General features: G+C 65.4%; 20 protein-coding genes and 2 tRNA genes. 19 read left to right on the top strand and 3 right to left on the bottom strand.

Annotation, left to right across the window (positions count from 1 at the left end):
- Positions 1-110: 110 nt before the first annotated feature.
- Together E1H18_RS19325 and E1H18_RS19320 are read left to right on the top strand one after the other, a co-directional pair.
- Positions 111-1,004: an SPFH domain-containing protein gene (locus E1H18_RS19325; RefSeq protein WP_172271490.1), complete on the top strand. Its 894-nt coding sequence runs from the start codon at positions 111-113 to the stop codon at positions 1,002-1,004.
- A 280-nt stretch (positions 1,005-1,284) separates the two neighbouring features.
- Positions 1,285-2,496, top strand: a complete 1,212-nt coding sequence (locus E1H18_RS19320) for a glycosyltransferase family 4 protein (RefSeq protein ID WP_370526551.1) — start codon at positions 1,285-1,287, stop codon at positions 2,494-2,496.
- Here E1H18_RS19320 and E1H18_RS19315 read toward each other — a convergent pair.
- The 3 genes from E1H18_RS19315 to E1H18_RS19305 all read right to left on the bottom strand — a co-directional run bounded on the left by E1H18_RS19315 (position 2,493) and on the right by E1H18_RS19305 (position 3,802).
- Positions 2,493-3,491, bottom strand: a complete 999-nt coding sequence (locus tag E1H18_RS19315; RefSeq protein WP_172271488.1) for an LLM class flavin-dependent oxidoreductase — start codon at positions 3,489-3,491, stop codon at positions 2,493-2,495. The two genes, E1H18_RS19320 and E1H18_RS19315, sit on opposite strands and share 4 nt — an antisense overlap.
- Positions 3,492-3,573: 82 nt before the next feature.
- A tRNA-Asp gene (locus tag E1H18_RS19310) sits at positions 3,574-3,650 on the bottom strand.
- Positions 3,651-3,725: 75 nt separating this feature from the next.
- A tRNA-Asp gene (locus E1H18_RS19305) sits at positions 3,726-3,802 on the bottom strand.
- 312 nt (positions 3,803-4,114) lie between these two features.
- On the opposite strand from E1H18_RS19305, the gene E1H18_RS19300 reads away from it, so the two are divergent.
- From E1H18_RS19300 to E1H18_RS19220, 17 genes are all read left to right on the top strand, one after another.
- Positions 4,115-4,492, top strand: coding sequence for an NADH-quinone oxidoreductase subunit A (locus E1H18_RS19300; protein ID WP_172271487.1), 378 nt, complete (start codon positions 4,115-4,117; stop codon positions 4,490-4,492).
- Entirely contained in the window at positions 4,462-5,064 is a 603-nt protein-coding gene (locus tag E1H18_RS19295; protein ID WP_172271485.1) for an NADH-quinone oxidoreductase subunit B family protein, read from the top strand. The genes E1H18_RS19300 and E1H18_RS19295 overlap by 31 nt, the downstream gene beginning before the upstream one ends.
- Entirely contained in the window at positions 5,061-5,660 is a 600-nt protein-coding gene (locus tag E1H18_RS19290; RefSeq protein ID WP_172271483.1) for an NADH-quinone oxidoreductase subunit C, read from the top strand. Before E1H18_RS19295 ends, E1H18_RS19290 begins: the two co-directional genes overlap by 4 nt.
- 4 nt (positions 5,661-5,664) lie before the next feature.
- On the top strand, positions 5,665-6,915 hold the full coding sequence (locus E1H18_RS19285; protein ID WP_172271481.1) for an NADH-quinone oxidoreductase subunit D: 1,251 nt from the start codon (positions 5,665-5,667) through the stop codon (positions 6,913-6,915).
- Entirely contained in the window at positions 6,912-7,244 is a 333-nt protein-coding gene (locus E1H18_RS19280; RefSeq protein ID WP_172271479.1) for a nuclear transport factor 2 family protein, read from the top strand. The genes E1H18_RS19285 and E1H18_RS19280 overlap by 4 nt, the downstream gene beginning before the upstream one ends.
- Positions 7,241-7,930 carry an NADH-quinone oxidoreductase subunit NuoE gene (nuoE, locus tag E1H18_RS19275; RefSeq protein ID WP_172271478.1) on the top strand — a complete coding sequence of 230 codons (690 nt, stop codon included), beginning with the start codon at positions 7,241-7,243 and terminating at the stop codon, positions 7,928-7,930. Before E1H18_RS19280 ends, nuoE begins: the two co-directional genes overlap by 4 nt.
- 1 nt (position 7,931) lies before the next feature.
- Complete coding sequence (locus E1H18_RS19270; protein ID WP_172271477.1) at positions 7,932-8,156, top strand: hypothetical protein; 225 nt, start codon at positions 7,932-7,934, stop codon at positions 8,154-8,156.
- Positions 8,153-8,419, top strand: coding sequence for a hypothetical protein (locus tag E1H18_RS19265; RefSeq protein WP_172271476.1), 267 nt, complete (start codon positions 8,153-8,155; stop codon positions 8,417-8,419). Before E1H18_RS19270 ends, E1H18_RS19265 begins: the two co-directional genes overlap by 4 nt.
- A 3-nt stretch (positions 8,420-8,422) precedes the next feature.
- Positions 8,423-9,742, top strand: coding sequence for an NADH-quinone oxidoreductase subunit NuoF (gene nuoF, locus E1H18_RS19260; RefSeq protein WP_172271475.1), 1,320 nt, complete (start codon positions 8,423-8,425; stop codon positions 9,740-9,742).
- 5 nt (positions 9,743-9,747) lie between these two features.
- Positions 9,748-11,811 (top strand): NADH-quinone oxidoreductase subunit NuoG, encoded by a 2,064-nt coding sequence (gene nuoG, locus E1H18_RS19255; RefSeq protein WP_172271474.1) that lies wholly within the window; start codon positions 9,748-9,750, stop codon positions 11,809-11,811.
- A 3-nt stretch (positions 11,812-11,814) separates the two neighbouring features.
- Positions 11,815-12,876 carry an NADH-quinone oxidoreductase subunit NuoH gene (gene nuoH / locus E1H18_RS19250; RefSeq protein WP_172271473.1) on the top strand — a complete coding sequence of 354 codons (1,062 nt, stop codon included), beginning with the start codon at positions 11,815-11,817 and terminating at the stop codon, positions 12,874-12,876.
- Entirely contained in the window at positions 12,876-13,118 is a 243-nt protein-coding gene (locus E1H18_RS19245) for a hypothetical protein (protein WP_172271472.1), read from the top strand. Before nuoH ends, E1H18_RS19245 begins: the two co-directional genes overlap by 1 nt.
- Positions 13,119-13,186: 68 nt before the next feature.
- Positions 13,187-13,678 (top strand): NADH-quinone oxidoreductase subunit NuoI, encoded by a 492-nt coding sequence (gene nuoI / locus E1H18_RS19240; RefSeq protein WP_172271471.1) that lies wholly within the window; start codon positions 13,187-13,189, stop codon positions 13,676-13,678.
- Positions 13,679-13,760: 82 nt separating this feature from the next.
- On the top strand, positions 13,761-14,378 hold the full coding sequence (locus tag E1H18_RS19235; protein WP_172271470.1) for an NADH-quinone oxidoreductase subunit J: 618 nt from the start codon (positions 13,761-13,763) through the stop codon (positions 14,376-14,378).
- Entirely contained in the window at positions 14,375-14,680 is a 306-nt protein-coding gene (gene nuoK / locus E1H18_RS19230; RefSeq protein WP_172271469.1) for an NADH-quinone oxidoreductase subunit NuoK, read from the top strand. The genes E1H18_RS19235 and nuoK overlap by 4 nt, the downstream gene beginning before the upstream one ends.
- 8 nt (positions 14,681-14,688) lie before the next feature.
- The gene (gene nuoL, locus E1H18_RS19225) at positions 14,689-16,767 is read left to right on the top strand and encodes an NADH-quinone oxidoreductase subunit L (protein ID WP_172271468.1); all 2,079 of its coding nucleotides are present in this window, start codon (positions 14,689-14,691) and stop codon (positions 16,765-16,767) included.
- Positions 16,764-18,266 (top strand): NADH-quinone oxidoreductase subunit M, encoded by a 1,503-nt coding sequence (locus E1H18_RS19220; protein WP_172271467.1) that lies wholly within the window; start codon positions 16,764-16,766, stop codon positions 18,264-18,266. Before nuoL ends, E1H18_RS19220 begins: the two co-directional genes overlap by 4 nt.
- Positions 18,267-18,273: the final 7 nt, after the last annotated feature.

The raw sequence follows: 18,273 nt of genomic DNA, 5'->3' as shown, positions 1-18,273 counted from the left end.
AGTCAGCATCCTGTGTCGCGGTTCGTCCGCGCGGCGCGTCTGCGCGCCCTCAGGGTTGAAGTGTGCGATCAAAGTGATATCACTTTGATCGCAAATCTGGAGGGAGCCCCATGACTGACGTTCGCACCATCAACCCCACTGTCGAGCGCGCCCATGGCGGCATGAACGGCAGTATAGCGTTGGTTGCCGCGCCCCTGATCCTGGCTGCGGGCGTCTGGATGATCGTGCAGGCCAAGAGCGGTGGCGGCGCGCTCTTCGGTGTGTCGGGGGCGGTGCTCCTGACGCTGGCTCTGCTGATCTTCGGCGGCTTCTATACGCTGCAGCCGAACGAGGGCTATGTCATCACGCTGTTCGGCTCGTATGTCGGCACAGACCGCAAGACCGGGCTGCGCTGGATCCTGCCCTGGTACGGACGCAAGAAGATCAGCCTGCGGGTGCGCAACGTCACCAGTGAGACGCTGAAGGTCAACGACAAGCGCGGCAACCCGATCGAGATCGCCGCCAACATCGTCTGGCGCGTGAAGGACTCGGCCCAGGCCCTGTTCGACGTCGACGACTATGCGACCTTCGTGAACATCCAGATCGAGACGGGCCTGCGCGAGGTCGCCACTCACTATGCCTATGACCACGCGGAGGAGGGCGAGCCCACCTTGCGCGCCGACGCCGAAGAGGTCGGCGATCGTCTGCGCAAGGATCTGCAGCAGCGCACCGCGGTGGCGGGCGTTGCGATCGATGAGGCGCACCTGATGCACCTGGCCTATGCGCCCGAGATCGCGGGCTCGATGCTGAAGCGTCAGCAGGCCGAGGCTGTCCTGGCCGCGCGCCGCACGATCGTGGCCGGCGCCGTCGACATGGTCGAAAGCGCGCTGGGCCAGCTGAGTGAGCGAGGCGTCGTCAATCTGGACGACGAGCGTCGCGCTTCGATGGTCTCCAACCTGCTGGTGGTGCTGTGCGCCGACCGCGAGGCCCAACCCGTGGTCAACACCGGCACGCTGTACGGCTGACGTGGCGAGCGATCCAGACAGCGCTCCAAAAGGAGTGGGGGGTGGACGGCGCGCGTTCCTGATGCGCGTCCGCCCCGAGGTGCTGGCCGCCGTCGAGCGGCTGGCCGGCGCCGAGTTGCGCAGCGTGAATGCTCAGGTAGAAGTGTTGTTGCGAGAGGCTCTTGGGCGTCGCGGCGTTTCCCTAAAATCGTCCGGGGACGGCGAGGAACCCTGATTGTCGCAAAAGCTTTATCGTTCCGAGGCCGAATGGGGCGGCCTGCAGTACCGATGAGGATTCGGCGTGACCGACACGAGATTGACCCGGCCGTTCGGCCCGCGCGGTTTTTCTCTGCGAGTCGATCCGCCGTCTGACGGCAGCGCCCGGCTTGTCGACACCACCATGCTCTACGCGCCGCGCAGCGGCGGGGTGCGTCGCTATCTGGCGTCCAAGCGCGCCTGGCTGGCGGCCAATCGTCCGGAGGTCCGCCACACGCTGGTGGTGCCGGGCGCCCGCGATTCCTACGACGGGCAGGGCAGGGTCTCGATCTATGCGGCGCCTTTGCCGTTTGGGGCCGGCTATCGCTGGCCGGTGGTCAAGGCGGCCTGGATGGAGCGTTTGATTCGTCAGCGCCCGGACATCATCGAAGCTGGCGATCCCTATACTCCCGGCCTGGCGGCTTTGCGGGCCGGCGACGCCTTGGGCGTTCCCGTCGTCGGCTTCTGCCACACGGATCTCGGCGCCCTCGCGGCGCTGCACATCGGCGAATGGGCCGAGAAGCCGGTCCAGAAGCGCTGGGCGGCGATCTATCGCCAGTTCGACCAGGCCGTGGCCCCCAGCCGCTTCATCGCCGGCCGGCTGATCGAGGCCGGTGTCCACAACGCCATCGGCCTCCCGTTGGGCGTCGACACCGACATCTTCCATCCCTCGCGCGCCGATCGCGACGGCCTTCGTCGCCGCCTGGGCGTGGCGCCCGATGAACGCCTGCTGGTCTTCGCCGGTCGTCCGGCCCGCGAGAAGCGGCTCGATGTGCTGGTCGGGGCCGTGGAGCGCCTGGGCGCGCCCTACAAGCTGTTGTTCGTCGGCGCCGGCGGCGGGGCGCCGGTCAGCGATCGCGCACTGTGCCTGGACTATGTCCGCGACCCGGCCGAGTTGGCGGGCGTGCTGGCCAGCTGCGACGCCTTTGTCCACGCCAACGACAACGAGCCGTTCGGCCTGATCGTGCTGGAGGCCATGGCCTGCGGCCTGCCCGTGGTGGGCGTCGCCGCCGGCGGCGTGGCCGAGTCGGTCGATGAAGAGGTCGGCCAGCTGGCGACGGCTTCCGAGCCCGCCGCCTTCGCCGAAGCCATCGAGGCGCTATTCGCGCGGGATCTCGCCGCGGTGGGCGCTGCCGCGCGCCTGCGCGCCGTTGAGCGGCACGGCTGGGAGGCGGTGTTCCGTCAGCTGTGTGCGATCTATGGCGGGCTGACGGGCAACGCGGCGTTTGGCGGCCAGATCCCGCTGCGCGACCACTAGCCCTTCTTGATGTCGGCCAGGATCTCGTAGCTGCGCTTGCGCGCGCCGTGATCGTAGATCTGCGAGGCGAACATCAGCTCGTCAGCCTCTGTCAGAGCCAGCACTTGCTCGATCTTGCGCTTCACGGCCTCTGGCGAACCGATGGCCGAGTACTGGAAGGTGTGGTCCAGGCCGGCCAGCTCGGCCTCGGAGGCGATCTCACGGATGTCGTCGACCGGCGGCGGCAGCAGGCCCGGGCGGCCGCGGCGCAGGGCCAGGAACTGCTGCTGGGTCGAGGTCGCCAGACGAGTCGCTTCCTTGTCGGTGTCGGCCGCACAGACGCCAATGCAGACCATGGCGTAGGGCTTGTCCAGGGTCTCCGACGGCTTAAAGTTGCGGCGATAGAGGAGGAGGGCGTCCAGCAGGGCGTCCGGCGCGAAGTGGGCGGCGAAGGCGTAGGGCAGCCCCAGGGCTGCGGCCAGCTGCGCGCCCCAGGTCGAGGAGCCCAGCATCCAGATCGGCACGTCCTGGCCCTCGCCGGGAATCGCACGAACGCTTTGGTTCGGATCGGCCGGCTTGAACCAGTGCTGCAGCTCGACGACGTCCTGGGCGAACGAATCGACCGCCCCGGCATAGCGGCGCAGGGCGCGCATGGTGGCCTGGTCGGTGCCGGGCGCACGGCCAAGACCCAGATCGATGCGGCCGGGATAGAGCGCGGCCAGGGTGCCGAACTGCTCGGCGACCATCAGCGGGGCGTGATTGGGCAGCATGACCCCGCCCGACCCGACTCGAATCGTCTTCGTGCCGCCGGCCACATGACCGATCACGACGGCTGTCGCGGCTGAGGCGATTCCCGGCATGCTGTGATGCTCGGCCAGCCAATAGCGATGGAAGTCGAGAGATTCGGCGTGCTGTGCGAGATCCAGGCTATTCTGGAGCGCTTGGCCGACGGGCGTACCGTCCGGAACGGGCGCGAGGTCGAGGACGGAGAACGGCGGGAAAGCGGTGCTGGTCATAGGCGCTAGATGGCGCGCAAGGACGGCAACTCAAGACGTTGCTTCGACCAATATCGATTTGAGGAGAAGAACCACCGGACGGTGGCGCGAATGACGGGACTCGAACCCGCGACCTCCGGCGTGACAGGCCGGCGCTCTAACCAACTGAGCTACATCCGCATCGTTGCGCCTTGGCGCGACGGTCGTCCGTAAACCGAGGGGAGGGCGCTTTCCGAACCCCTTATTTAAAAGGGGTGGCGCGAATGACGGGACTCGAACCCGCGACCTCCGGCGTGACAGGCCGGCGCTCTAACCAACTGAGCTACATCCGCATATCCCTTCGCCGAAGCGAAAGTGCGACCCGCCCTGCGGCGAGGGGCGTCTGATATGTCGACCGAAGACTCGTGTCAACGGCCATATCGAAGAAGCGACAATTAGGGCTGTGGACGCCTTTGGATCGAGCTTGGCCTTACGCGTGCGCGCGACTTCGCGGGCGCGTTACGGGCGCATTCGTTGCAAAGGATTTCGGACGATCGACGTTACGGAAAGCGTCACTAGTTGCGATCGTTTCTCAATGTGCTTCGGGCGTTTGAAGCCTTGGCGACACTGGGCTACAACCCGCTCGATTCAAGCCAAGGGCTGTCATGACCGCCTTCCTTCTCCAGTACCTGCCGATCGTGATCTTCCTAGGGATCGCGGCCATTATCGGCATCGTCTTCATCCTGGCCGCGGCCATCTTCGCGCCCAAGGCTCCGGACCCGGAAAAACTGTCCGCATACGAATGCGGTTTCAATGCGTTCGACGACGCGCGCATGAAGTTCGACGTCCGGTTCTATCTGGTGTCGATCCTGTTCATCATCTTCGACTTGGAAGTGGCGTTCCTGTTCCCCTGGGCGGTCACGCTGATGAAGCTGCCGCAGGAAGCGGCGCAATTCGCCTTCTGGTCGATGATGACCTTCCTGGGCGTACTGACCGTCGGCTTTATCTATGAATGGAAGAAGGGCGCCCTCGAATGGGAGTGATCGTTCCCGCCAACGCCTCTTCGGTCCCCGCGCTGTCGGGCGGCCGCTCGACGGTCCAGGGCTATGACCCCAAGCTGCACGACCCGTTCTTCGACGGCGTCTCGCAACAGCTGGCCGACAAGGGCTTCATCACGGCCGCCGCCGACGATCTGATCACCTGGGCCCGCACCGGCTCGCTGATGTGGATGACGTTCGGCCTGGCGTGCTGCGCCGTCGAGATGATGCACTCGGCCATGCCGCGCTACGACCTGGAGCGTTACGGCTTCGCGCCGCGCGCCAGCCCGCGTCAGTCGGACGTGATGATCGTCGCCGGCACGCTGACCAACAAGATGGCTCCGGCCCTGCGCAAGGTCTACGACCAGATGCCGGAGCCCCGCTACGTCATCTCGATGGGCAGCTGCGCCAATGGCGGCGGCTACTACTATTACAGCTACAGCGTCGTGCGCGGCTGCGACCGCGTCGTGCCGATCGACATCTACGTGCCGGGCTGCCCGCCCACGGCCGAAGCTCTGGTCTACGGCGTGCTGCAGCTTCAGAAGAAGATCCGTCGCATGGGCACGATCGAGCGATGAGCCAAGACCTCGAAACCCTGGGCCTGGACATCGTCGCCCGCGCGCCTGGCGCGCTGGGTCATTCGGTGGCCTTCGGCGAGCTGAACATCACGGCCAAGGCCGCTGATGTCGTCGCGATCCTGACCTTCCTGCGGGACGACGCGGCCTGCCGCTTCCACCAGCTGGTGGACCTGACGGCGGTCGACTATCCGGAGCGCGCCCAGCGCTTCGACGTCGTCTATCACCTGCTGTCGATGGTGAAGAACGTCCGCATCCGCCTGAAGGTGCAGACCGACGAAGACACGCCCGTTCCCAGCGTCACGCCGGTGTTCCCGGTCGCCGACTGGTTCGAGCGCGAAGCCTTCGACATGTACGGCGTGTTCTTCGACGGCCACCCGGACCTGCGCCGGATCCTGACGGACTACGGATTCCACGGCCATCCGCTGCGGAAAGACTTCCCGATGACCGGCTATGTCGAGGTCCGCTACGACGACGAGCTGAAGCGCGTCGTGTACGAACCTGTGAAGATCACCGAGTTCCGCGCCTTCGATTTCCTGTCTCCGTGGGAAGGCGCCAAGTACGCCCTGCCGGGCGACGAGAAGGCGGAGAAGGCATAAAGCCATGACTGGTACGAACGCTCCGGCGGCATCCACCGACTTCTTCCGCGACGAACCGACGGTTCCGGCGATCCCGGAAACGCCCGTCCGCAAGTTCAACATCAACTTCGGCCCGCAACACCCGGCCGCGCACGGCGTGCTGCGCCTGGTGCTGGAGCTGGACGGCGAAATCGTCGAACGCGTCGACCCGCACATCGGCCTGCTGCACCGCGGCACCGAGAAGCTGATGGAAGCGCGGACCTATCTGCAGAACATCCCGTACTTCGACCGCCTCGACTACGTGGCGCCGATGAACCAGGAGCATGCGTTCTGCCTGGCCATCGAGAAACTGCTGGGCGTCGAAGTGCCCAAGCGCGGTCAGATCGTGCGCGTGCTGTTCTGCGAGATCGGCCGTATCCTGAATCACCTGCTGAACGTGACGACCCAGGCCATGGACGTCGGCGCCCTGACGCCGCCGCTCTGGGGCTTCGAGGAACGCGAGAAGCTGATGATCTTCTACGAGCGCGCTTGCGGCGCTCGTCTGCACGCCAACTACTTCCGTCCGGGCGGCGTCCACCAGGACCTGACGCCCGAACTGATCGACGACATCGAGACCTGGGCGAAGGCTTTCCCCAAGATCTGCGACGACATCGAAGGCCTGATCACCGACAACCGCATCTTCAAGCAACGCAACGTCGACATCGGCGTCGTGAGCAAGGAAGACGCCTGGGCCTGGGGTTTCTCGGGCGTGATGGTGCGCGGTTCGGGCATCGCCTGGGACCTGCGCCGCAACCAGCCGTACGAGAACTACAACGAGTTCGAGTTCGACATCCCGCTGGGCAAGAACGGCGACTGCTACGATCGCTATCTCTGCCGCATGCAGGAAATGCGTGAGTCGACGAAGATCATCCTGCAGGCCGTCGCCATGCTGCGCGGCACGCCGGGCCCGGTGCTGACCGAGGACAACAAGGTCAGCCCGCCGCGCCGCGCCGAGATGAAGCGCTCGATGGAAGCCCTGATCCACCACTTCAAGCTCTACACCGAGGGCTTCAAGACGCCGGAAGGCGAGGTCTACGCGGCTGTCGAAGCGCCCAAGGGCGAGTTCGGCGTCTATGTCGTCAGCAACGGCACCAACAAGCCGTACCGCTGCAAGATCAAGGCTCCGGGCTTCTCGCACCTAGCGGCGATGGACTGGATGAACCGCGGCCACCAGCTGGCCGACGTCTCGGCCATCCTGGGTTCGCTCGACATCGTGTTCGGCGAGGTCGACCGATGAGCTATGAGACGATCGCCCAGGCGCAACTCGACGCCTACAACGCCCAGGATCTGGATGCGCACTGCGCCCACTTCGCCGACGACGTCGTCGTCGCGGGCCTGAACGGCGACGTGGCGCGCACGGGCCTCGACGCCTACCGCGCCTTCTACGCCAAGACCTTCGCCGAGTTCCCCAAGAACAACGCCAAGCTCCTGAACCGCATCGTGGTCGGCTCGACCGTCATCGACCACGAGCATGTCGACCGCGGCAACGGCGATGCGCCGTTCCAGGTCGCCGCCATCTACACCTTCAAGGACGACAAGATCGTCCGCGTGGATTTCGCACGATGAGCGTACGTCGTCTCGCCAAGGAACAGCCCGCCAGCTTCGCCTTCTCGGCCGACAGCCAGGCCAAGGCCGACTGGTGGAAAGCCAAGTATCCCGCCGTCCGCAAGCAGTCGGCGGTGATCCCGATGCTGTGGCTGGCCCAGAAGCAGGAAGGCTGGATTTCCGAGCCGGCGATCCAGGAGATCGCCAAGCAGCTCGAGATGCCGGTCATCCGCGTGCTGGAAGTGGCCACCTTCTACGTGATGTTCCAGCTGCAGCCGGTCGGCAAGGTCGCCTTCGTGCAGTTGTGCGGCACCACGCCGTGCCAGCTGCGCGGCGCGCTGGACCTGAAGCAAGTGCTGAAGGACAAGATCGGCGACGCCAACCACGTCTCGGCGGACGGCAAGTTCAGCTGGGAAGAGGTCGAGTGTCTGGGCGCGTGCTGCAATGCGCCGATGGCCGCCATCAACGACTACTACTACGAAGACCTGACGCCGGAGAGCCTGGCCCAGATCCTCGACGACTTCGCGGCCGGCAAGGCCCCGAAGCCGGGCAGCTACGATGGCCGCGGTGCGTCGGAGCCGAAGGGCACCATCCACACCCTGACGGATCCGAAGCTGTACGACGGCTCGTACGCCAAGAAGATCAAGATTCCGAACCTGCCCGAGAAGCCGAAGGCGACGAAGGCAAAGCCGGAGCCGACCGCCTAACATGACCGCCGATGCCGCCATCCAGAAGAAGCGCCTGACCGTGATGCTCGCCATCACCGTCGTCTGCTTCGTGCTGGCCGGCGCGGCGATCTTTGGCGCGGTGTCGCTGAAGGTCGACTGGCTGCTGCCGGTCTTCCTTCTGGCGGTCGCCGGCGGCCTGGGCGCGCAGATCTGGTTCATTCTGGGCTGGATGCGCGCGACCAAGCGGGAAGGGGCCTCGTCATGATCGACGACAGCGCCCTGAACCTGCGCCGGGCGGCCTATGCCGACACTATCCGGAGCATCGGTCGTCGCGAACGCGGCGTCGGCTTCGTGGCGAGCCTGATGGGTGTGCTCCTGCTGATCTGGGGCCGCACCGTTGAGGGCGCGCCGCCTCTGGCGGTTGGCGCCGGCCTCGTCATCATCGGCGTGGCTTGGCTGCTTTTCGTCTATGTCATCATTCGTCGGGCGAGCTATGTGCGCGCCCATCCATTCGATCCGCAAAGCTGAGTCATGGTCGGTATCCTCGAAGACAAGGACCGCATCTTCACGAACCTCTACGGTCTCCAGGATTGGGGCCTCGAGGGCGCGAAGAAGCGCGGCTGCTGGAATGGCACCAAGGACATCCTGGACGCCGGGCGCGACTGGATTATCGACAACATGAAGAACTCCGGCCTGCGCGGCCGGGGCGGCGCCGGTTTCTCGACCGGGCTGAAGTGGTCGTTCATGCCCAAGGAAGTGAAGGACGGTCGTCCGCACTACCTCGTGGTCAACGCCGACGAATCCGAGCCGGGCACCTGCAAGGACCGGGAGATCATGCGGCATGACCCGCACCTCCTGATCGAGGGCTGCCTGATCGCCTCGCGCGCCATGCTGGCTCACGCCTGCTACATCTACATCCGCGGCGAGTACGTGTTCGAGCGTGAGCGCCTGGAAGCGGCGATCAAGCAGGCCTACGAGGCCAACCTCGTGGGCAAGAACAACGTGCACGGCTGGGACTTCGACATCTACGTCCACCACGGCGCCGGCGCCTATATCTGCGGCGAAGAGACGGCCCTGCTGGAAAGCCTGGAAGGCAAGAAGGGCCAGCCGCGCCTGAAGCCGCCGTTCCCGGCCGGCGCGGGCCTGTACGGCATGCCGACCACGGTCAACAACGTCGAGAGCATCGCCGTCGCCGGCACCATTCTGCGTCGCGGCGCCGAGTGGTTCGCGGGCTTTGGCCGTCCCAACAACGCCGGCACCAAGCTGTTCTGCGTCTCGGGCCACGTGAACCTGCCCTGCAACGTCGAAGAAGCCATGAGCATCCCCTTCCGTCAGCTGATGGAAGATCACTGCGGCGGCATTCGCGGCGGCTGGGGCAACCTCAAGGCCGTCATCCCGGGCGGCTCGTCCGTTCCGATGATCCCGGCCGAGCAGTGCGAAGACCTGCCGATGGACTTCGACGCCCTGCGCAACCTGCGCTCGGGCCTCGGCACCGCGGCCGTCATCGTCATGGACAAGGACACCGATCTGGTCCGCGCCATCGCCCGTCTGTCGTACTTCTACAAGCACGAGAGCTGCGGCCAGTGCACGCCGTGCCGCGAAGGCACCGGCTGGATGTGGCGCGTCATGGAACGCATGGCGACCGGCGAGGCCGATCCGAAAGAGATCGACACCCTGCTGGACGTCACGACCCAGGTCGAGGGTCACACCATCTGCGCCCTGGGCGACGCGGCCGCCTGGCCGATCCAGGGCCTGTTCCGCCACTTCCGCCACGAGGTGGAGGAGCGGATCGCTTCCTATCGTAGCGGTCGCCTGCACGTGCAGGGCGCCAAGCTGATCGCGGCGGAGTAACAAGAATGGCTATCGCCAAGGTCAACGGCGTCGAGGTCGAGTTCGAACCCGGCATGACGGTTCTGCAGGTCGCGGAACTGGCTGGGGAAGAGATCCCGCGCTTCTGCTACCACGAACGCCTGTCCATCGCCGGCAACTGCCGCATGTGCCTGGTCGAGGTTAAGCCCGGCCCGCCGAAGCCGCAGGCGTCTTGCGCCCTGCCGGCTGCCGAGGGCCAGGAGATCTTCACCAAGACTCCGATGGTCAAGAAGGCCCGCGAAGGGGTGATGGAGTTCTTGCTCATCAACCACCCGCTGGATTGCCCGATCTGCGACCAAGGCGGCGAGTGCGACCTTCAGGACCAGGCCGTCGGCTACGGCCGCGACGACAGCCGCTACGAAGAGAACAAGCGCGCGGTCGAAGAGAAGGCCATGGGCCCGCTCATCAAGACCGTGATGACGCGCTGCATTCAGTGCACGCGCTGCGTCCGCTTCATCACCGAAGTCGCCGGCTCGCCGGAAATCGGCCTGATCTCGCGCGGCGAAGACGTTGAAATCACGACCTATCTGGGCGCTGCGGTGACGTCGGAGCTCAGCGCGAACGTCATCGACCTGTGCCCGGTCGGCGCCCTGACCTCCAAGCCCTACGCCTTCGAAGCCCGTCCGTGGGAACTGAAGAAGACCGAGAGCGTCGACGTCATGGACGCCCTGGGTTCGTGGATCCGCGTTGACGCCCGCGGCTCGGCCGTGCTGCGCGTGCTGCCGCGCAACAACGACGACGTCAACGAAGAGTGGATCTCGGACAAGACGCGCTACGCCGTCGACGGCCTGGGTCGTCAGCGCCTGGACCGTCCATACGTCCGCGACGCCGCCGGTCGTTTGGCGCCCGCCACGTGGTCGGAAGCCTTCGCCGCCGTCGCCGCCAAGATCAAGACGACTGCGCCTGAGCGCATCGGCGTCATCGCCGGCGACCTGCAGGACGCCGAAAGCCTGAAGGCGACCAAGGACCTCTTCACCGCCCTGGGCGTGAAGAACCTGGACAGCCGCCAGGACGGCGCGGCCCTGGGCCAAGGCCCGCGCGAGGGCTGGCTGTTCAACTCGACGATCGCCGGCATCGAGAACGCTGACGTCGTCCTGTTTGTCGGCGCCAATCCGCGCCTCGAGGCGCCGGTCCTGAACGCCCGCTTCCGCAAGCAGTGGATCGCCGGCAAGACCCGCTTCGGCGTCATCGGCGAAAAGGCCGACCTGACGTTCGACTACGACTATCTCGGCGCTGGCGCCCAGACCCTGTCGGGCCTGGCCAAGAGCAAGAGCGACTTCGTCGCCGCCCTGAAGGCCGCCGAGCGTCCCGCCATCATCATCGGCCAGGGCGCTCTGGCCCGCGCCGATGGCGCGGCGATCCTCAAGGCCGCGGCCGGCCTGGGCAAGACCATCAAGGTCGTCCGTGACGGCTGGAACGGCTGGAACGTCCTGCACACCGCCGCCGCGCGCGTCGCCGGCCTCGACATGGGCTTCGTCCCGGCCGAGGGCGGTCTGGCAACGGCCGACATGCTGAAGCCGGGCGCGCTGGACGTGCTGTTCCTGCTGGGCGCCGACGAGTGCGAAACGGCGGCCACCGGCGCCTTCAAGATTTATCTGGGCACGCACGGCGACGCCGGCGCGCACAAGGCCGACGTGATCCTGCCGGGAGCCGCCTACACCGAGAAGAACGGTCTGTACGTGAACCTCGAAGGTCGCGTGCAAATGGGCAAGCGGGCCGTGTTCCCGAAGGGCGAGGCCAAGGAAGACTGGTCGATCCTGCGGGCGCTGTCGGAAGTGCTGGGCCACAAGCTGCCTTACGACAGCCTGGACCAACTGCGGGCCAAGCTGTTCGCCGACCACCCGACCTTCGGCCAGATCGACTTCGCGCCGGGCTCGGTCGCAACCTCGTTCGATATCGACGCCCTGGGCGTTGCTGGCGAGGTTTCGGACGCGCCGTTCGAAAGCGCCATCAAGGCCTTCCACCTGACCAATCCTGTCGCGCGCGCCAGCGTGACCATGGCCGAATGCGCGGCCGTGGCTTCCGGCGCCGCCAAGATCGCTGCGGAGTAGACCGTGGGCTCGACTTCTCCGCTTCTCTGGTTTGGCCTGACGACCGGCGGCATTCTGCTGGTCGTGATCTGGGTTCTGCTCAGCCTGGCCTTCCTGCTGCTGGCCGACCGCAAGATCTGGGCCGGCGTCCAGATGCGCAAAGGCCCCAACGTCGTGGGTCCTTTCGGTCTGCTGCAGTCCTTCGCCGACTTCTTCAAGTTCGTGCTGAAGGAAATCGTCATTCCGGCCGGCGCCGACAAGGCGATCTTCCTGCTGGCGCCGCTGGTCAGTCTGATCCTGGGCTTCGTGGGTTGGGCCGTCGTGCCCTTCGCACCGGGCTGGGTCGTGTCGAACCTCAACGTCGGCATTCTCTATCTGCTGGCGATGAGCTCGCTGGGCGTCTACGGCATCATCATGGGCGGTTGGGCTTCGAACTCGAAGTATCCGTTCCTGGGCGCGCTGCGTTCGGCGGCGCAGATGGTGTCGTATGAAGTCTCCATCGGCCTGATCATCATCACGGTGATCCTGCTGGCCGGTTCGATGAACCTCTCGACCATCGTCGAGAAGCAGTCGGGCTGGATCTGGAACTGGAACGTCTTCGGCGGCGGCCTGCACAACATCGTGCTGCTGCCGGTGATGATCGTCTCGATGGGCATGTTCTACATCTCGGCCCTGGCCGAAACGAACCGCCCGCCGTTCGACCTTCCGGAAGCCGAATCCGAACTCGTGGCGGGTTACCAGGTCGAGTACAGCTCGACGCCGTACCTGCTGTTCATGGTCGCCGAGTATTCGAACATCGTCCTGATGTGCGCCATGATCAGCGTGCTGTTCTTCGGCGGCTGGAACCCCGGTTTCCCGATCGACTTCGCCGCCAACTGGCCGCCGTTCCTGGTCAACTTCATGCTGGCCTTGGTGTTCTACGCCAAGATCTGCTTCTGGTTCTTCATGTTCGCCATGGCGAAGGCCATCGTGCCTCGCTACCGCTACGACCAGCTGATGCGCCTGGGTTGGAAGGTGTTCCTGCCGACCTCGCTGGTGCTGGTGGCCGCGGTCGCCGCCTGGCGCGTGTTCGGTCCGGCGGCCTGATGCGCCTTCCCGCCCTCATAACCCTGGGCCTGACGGGCCTGGCGCTTTGTGCCTGTGCAACGACAGGTCCGGCGCCGGTCCGCTCATACTCTCTGGGCGAAGGGGTGGTGGCCTATGACGACCTGCGACGCGCTGGCGAGAAGTGCCAGTCCGAAGGCGGGGCGATCCGGGCCAAGCAGGACGGGGGAGATCCCGCCCAGCTGTCGAACTACACCTGCGTCATTCCCCGCCCGGGGACCTGAGGCAGTCGAATAGAGAGCAGGGAAGGGGCGTCGCCTCCTCCCTCGTTTAAAGTTTTAGGAGAGCTCTGGTGTTCCAGCGCATCACTCAAGCGGCCAAGGGCGCGGCCCTTCTGGACTTCGCGGGGGCTTTTGGCCTTGCCATGAAGTACCTGATCGCGCCGAAGAAGACGGTGATCTACCCGAACGAGCGCGGCCCGCAGTCGCCGCGCTTCCGGGGCGAACACGCGCTGCGCCGCTATCCGTCGGGCGAAGAGCGCTGCATCGCCTGCAAGCTGTGCGAAGCCATCTGCCCGGCCCAGGCCATCACCATCGAAGCCGAACCGCGCGAGGACGGCAGCCGCCGCACGACCCGCTACGACATCGACATGGTCAAGTGCATCTACTGCGGTCTGTGCCAGGAGGCCTGTCCGGTCGACGCCATCGTCGAAGGTCCGAACATCGAGTTCGCGACCGAGACCCGCGAAGAGCTCTACTACGACAAGGAACGCCTTCTCGATAACGGCGACCGTTGGGAGCGCCTGATCGCGAAGAATCTGGAGTTGGACGCGCCCTACCGCTAAACGGTCGGACGAATCCTAGGCGGCGATTGACCACTCGGTTTTTCGTCATTGGACTTAAGTTTTCAGGGGAGCACCTGGGCCAATGGCCTTGCAGGCGATCGCTTTCTATCTGCTGGCATTCGTGACCATCGCGGCGGGTCTTCTCGTCGTGTCGGCGCGCAATCCCGTGCACTCGGTGCTCTTCCTGATCACCGCCTTCTTCTCGGCCGCCGGCCTCTTCGTCCTGTTGGGCGCGGAGTTCCTGGCGATGCTGCTGATCGTCGTCTACGTCGGTGCGGTGGCGGTGCTGTTCCTGTTCGTCGTCATGATGCTGGACGTCGACTTCGCCGAGCTCCGCCAGGGCTTCGCCCAGTACCTGCCGATCGGCGGTCTGGTCGGGGGCATTCTGACGCTGGAGATGGTGTTCGTCGCCGCCACGGTGGCCAACAACGGCGCGGCCTCGAAGAACCCGCTGCCGAACGCCTCGCCGGGCGGCGTCCCCAACACCGAAGCGATCGGTCGCGTGCTCTACACCGACTACGTCTTCTTCTTCCAACTGGCGGGCTTGGTGCTGCTGGTCGCCATGATCGGCGCCATCGTCCTGACCCTGCGCCACAAGCCGGGCGTCAAGCGCCAGGACATCGGCGCTCAGGTCGCCCGCACGCCCAAGACCGGCATGGAGCTGGTTCAGATCAAGCCGGGTGAGGGGATCTCCGAATGATCGGCCTTCCGCACTATCTCGTCGTCGCCGCGATCCTCTTCACGATCGGCGTCTTCGGCATCTTCGTGAACCGCAAGAACATCATCGTCATCCTGATGTCGATCGAGCTGATCCTGCTGGCGGTGAACATCAATCTGGTGGCGTTCTCGGCCTTCCTGCACGACGTGGCGGGCCAGATCTTCGCCATGTTCGTCCTGACCGTCGCCGCCGCCGAGGCGGCCGTGGGTCTGGCGATCCTCGTCACCTTCTTCCGCAACCGTGGCGACATCGCGGTTGACGACGCCAGCATGATGAAGGGCTAAGCGACGTCATGCAGACGCTTGTAACCATCCTCGTATTCGCGCCGGTCATCGCCGCAATCATCGCCGGCCTGTTCGGCCGTCGTATCGGCAACGTGGCCTCGCAGTCGGTCACCACCGGCGCGCTGATCCTGGCCTGCGGCCTGTCGTGGTACACGTTCAGCCAGTGGACCTGGGGGCACATGGAGGCCTTTACGGTCCACCTGCTGCCGTTCATCCACGTCGGCGACTTCGTCGCCAACTGGTCGATCCGCATCGACGCCCTGTCGGCCACCATGCTGATCGTGGTCACGACGGTCTCGGCCCTCGTGCACATCTATTCCTGGGGCTACATGGCCGAGGACGACAGCAAGCCGCGCTTCTTCGCGTATCTGTCGCTGTTCACCTTCGCCATGCTGTCGCTGGTCACCGCCGCCGACTTCATGCAGCTGTTCTTCGGCTGGGAAGGCGTGGGCCTGGCCTCGTACCTGCTGATCGGCTTCTGGTTCAAGAAGCCCTCGGCCAGCGCCGCGGCCATCAAGGCCTTCGTCGTCAACCGGGTCGGCGACTTCGGTTTCGCCCTCGGCATCATGACCGTCTACTGGGCCTTCGGCACCATCCAGTTCGCCGAGCTGTTCCCGATGATCCAGGCCGGCGCGAGCCGCACCTGGGAGTTCGCCGGCCACACCTGGCCGCTGATCGACATCGCCTGCTTCCTGCTGTTCATCGGCGCGATGGGCAAGTCGGCGCAGTTCTTCCTGCACACCTGGCTGCCGGACGCCATGGAAGGCCCGACCCCTGTGTCGGCGCTGATCCACGCGGCGACCATGGTCACCGCCGGCGTCTACATGCTGTGCCTGCTGTCGCCGATGTTCGAATACGCGCCCGTCGCCAAGAACATCGTCACGGTCATCGGCGCGATCACGGCCCTGTTCGCTGCGACCGTCGGCCTGACCCAGAACGACATCAAGCGCGTCATCGCCTACTCGACCTGTTCGCAGCTGGGCTACATGTTCTTCGCGGCCGGCGTCGGCGCCTACCAGGCGGCCATGTTCCACCTGTTCACGCACGCCTTCTTCAAGGCGCTGCTGTTCCTGGGCGCCGGTTCGGTGATCCACGGCATGCACCATGAGCAGGACATGCGTCGCTACGGCGCCCTGGCCAAGCTGCTGCCGGTGACCTTCATCGCCATGACGATCGGCACGATCGCCATCACGGGCCTCGGCTTCCCGCCGCTGCACCTGGGCTTCGCCGGCTTCTACTCGAAGGACACCATCATCGAAGCCGCGTTCGCGGCGGGCGGTCACAATTCGCTGGCGATGTTCGCCTGGGTGATCGGCGTGTTGGTGGCGGGCCTGACCTCGTTCTACTCGTGGCGCCTGGCCTTCTTCACCTTCAACGGCACGGCGCGCTGGGGTCACGACGACCACGGCCATGACGCTCACGCCCATGATGCTCATGGTCACGACGCTCATGCCGCCGACGCGCACGCTCATGACGACCACGCGGCCCATGACGATCACGGCCACGGCCACGATCACAAGCCGCATGAAAGCCCGTGGGTGATGCTGTTCCCGCTGGTCGTGCTGTCGATCGGCGCGGTCGCCGCCGGCTTCGTGTTCACCGGCTACTTCGTCGGCCACCACCAGGAAGAGTTCTGGCGCGGTGCGATCTACACCGCCCCGACCAACCACGTGCTGCATGAAGCGCACGAGGTTGCGAATTGGGTGAAGTGGAGCCCGCTGATCGCCTCGCTGCTGGGCCTGCTGATCGCGGTCTATGTCTACCTGATCAAGGGCAACGAGCGCCTGGGCCTGAAACTGGCCGAGCGCAAGGGTCCGCTCTACGTCTTCTTCTACAACAAGTGGTTCTTCGACGAACTCTACGCGGCCACCTTCGTGCGGTTCGCCAAGTTCCTCGGCGACCTGTTCTGGAAGGGCGGCGACCAGAAGATCATCGACGGCCTCGGCCCGGATGGCGTCAGCGCGGTCTCTTACGAGGTCGGCAAGCGCACCGGTAAGCTGCAGACCGGCTACGTCTATCACTACGCGTTTGTCATGCTGCTCGGCGTCGCCGGCCTGCTGACCTTCGCCCTGTACGCCTTCCGTTGAGGGGGACGGAGCTAATGAGCGGCCTTCTCAGCCTTACGACCTTCGCGCCCATCGTCGGCGTCGCGGTGATCCTCGCCGCGCGCGCCTTCAAGGGCGAGAGCGCAAAGACCGACACCCTGGCCAAATGGATCGCGCTCGTCGCGACCCTGGTCACGTTCGTTCTGTCGCTCGTCCTGACCCTCCAGTTCGATCCGAAGAACCCGGGCTTCCAGTTCGTGGAAGACTTCGCCTGGTTCGCGGGCATCCACTACCGTATGGGCGTCGACGGCATCTCGGTGCTGTTCGTCCTGCTGACCGCCTTCCTGCTGCCGATCTGCATCGTGGCCAGCTGGAAGTCGGTCGAGAAGCGGGTCGTCGAGTACCTGATCGCCTTCCTGGTCCTGGAGACCCTGGTGATCGGCGTGTTCGCGGCGCTGGACCTGGTGCTGTTCTACCTGTTCTTCGAGTTCGGCCTGGTCCCGATGTTCCTGATCATCGGGATCTGGGGCGGCAAGCGCCGGATCTACGCGGCCTACAAGTTCTTCCTCTACACGCTGCTCGGCTCGGTGCTGATGCTGGCCGCCATCCTGGCGATGATCAGCATCGCCGGCACCTCGTCGATCCCGGTGCTGATGACGTTCAAGTTCGCCCCGTGGCTGCAGACCTGGCTGTGGCTGGCCTTCTTCGCCTCGTTCGCGGTGAAGATGCCGATGTGGCCGGTGCACACCTGGCTGCCCGACGCTCACGTCGAGGCCCCGACGGCCGGTTCGGTCATCCTGGCCGGCGTGCTGCTGAAGATGGGCGGCTACGGCTTCATGCGCTTCAGCCTGCCGATGTTCCCCAACGCCTCGGAGCTGTTCCAGCCCCTGGTGTTCGCGATGTCGGCCATCGCCATCGTCTACACCTCGCTGGTGGCCTTCCGTCAGACCGACATCAAGAAGCTGATCGCCTATTCGTCGGTGGCCCACATGGGCTTCGTGACCATGGGCATCTTCTCGGGCAATGCGGCAGGCGAGCAGGGCGCTCTGTTCCAGATGCTGAGCCACGGGGTGATCTCCGGCGCGCTCTTCCTCTGCGTCGGCGTCGTCTACGACCGCATGCACACCCGCGAGATCGCCTTCTACGGCGGCCTGACCAACCGCATGCCGCACTACGCCTTCGTGTTCCTGCTGTTCACGATGGGCAATGTCGGCCTGCCGGGCACCTCGGGCTTCGTCGGTGAAATCCTGACGATGACCGGCGTCTACCAGGCCTCGACCTGGACGGCGATCGTGTCGGCCTCGGGCGTCATCCTGTCGGCCATGTACGCCCTGACCCTGTACCGCCGGGTTATGTACGGCGAGATCACCAATCCCGAGCTGAAGACCATCAAGGATCTGGACGCTCGCGAGATCACGCTGTTCGTGCCGCTCATCATCATGACCCTGGTGCTGGGCATCTATCCCAATCTCGTGTTCAACCTGACCGCGACGTCCGTCGACGGCCTCGTCGGCGCCTGGCGCGCCGCCGTGGGCGGGTGAGGAGCCT

The sequence above is a fragment of the Caulobacter sp. RHG1 genome, from assembly GCF_013181195.1.
GTDB lineage: Bacteria > Pseudomonadota > Alphaproteobacteria > Caulobacterales > Caulobacteraceae > Caulobacter.
This window is presented reverse-complemented; position numbering and strand designations above follow the sequence as displayed.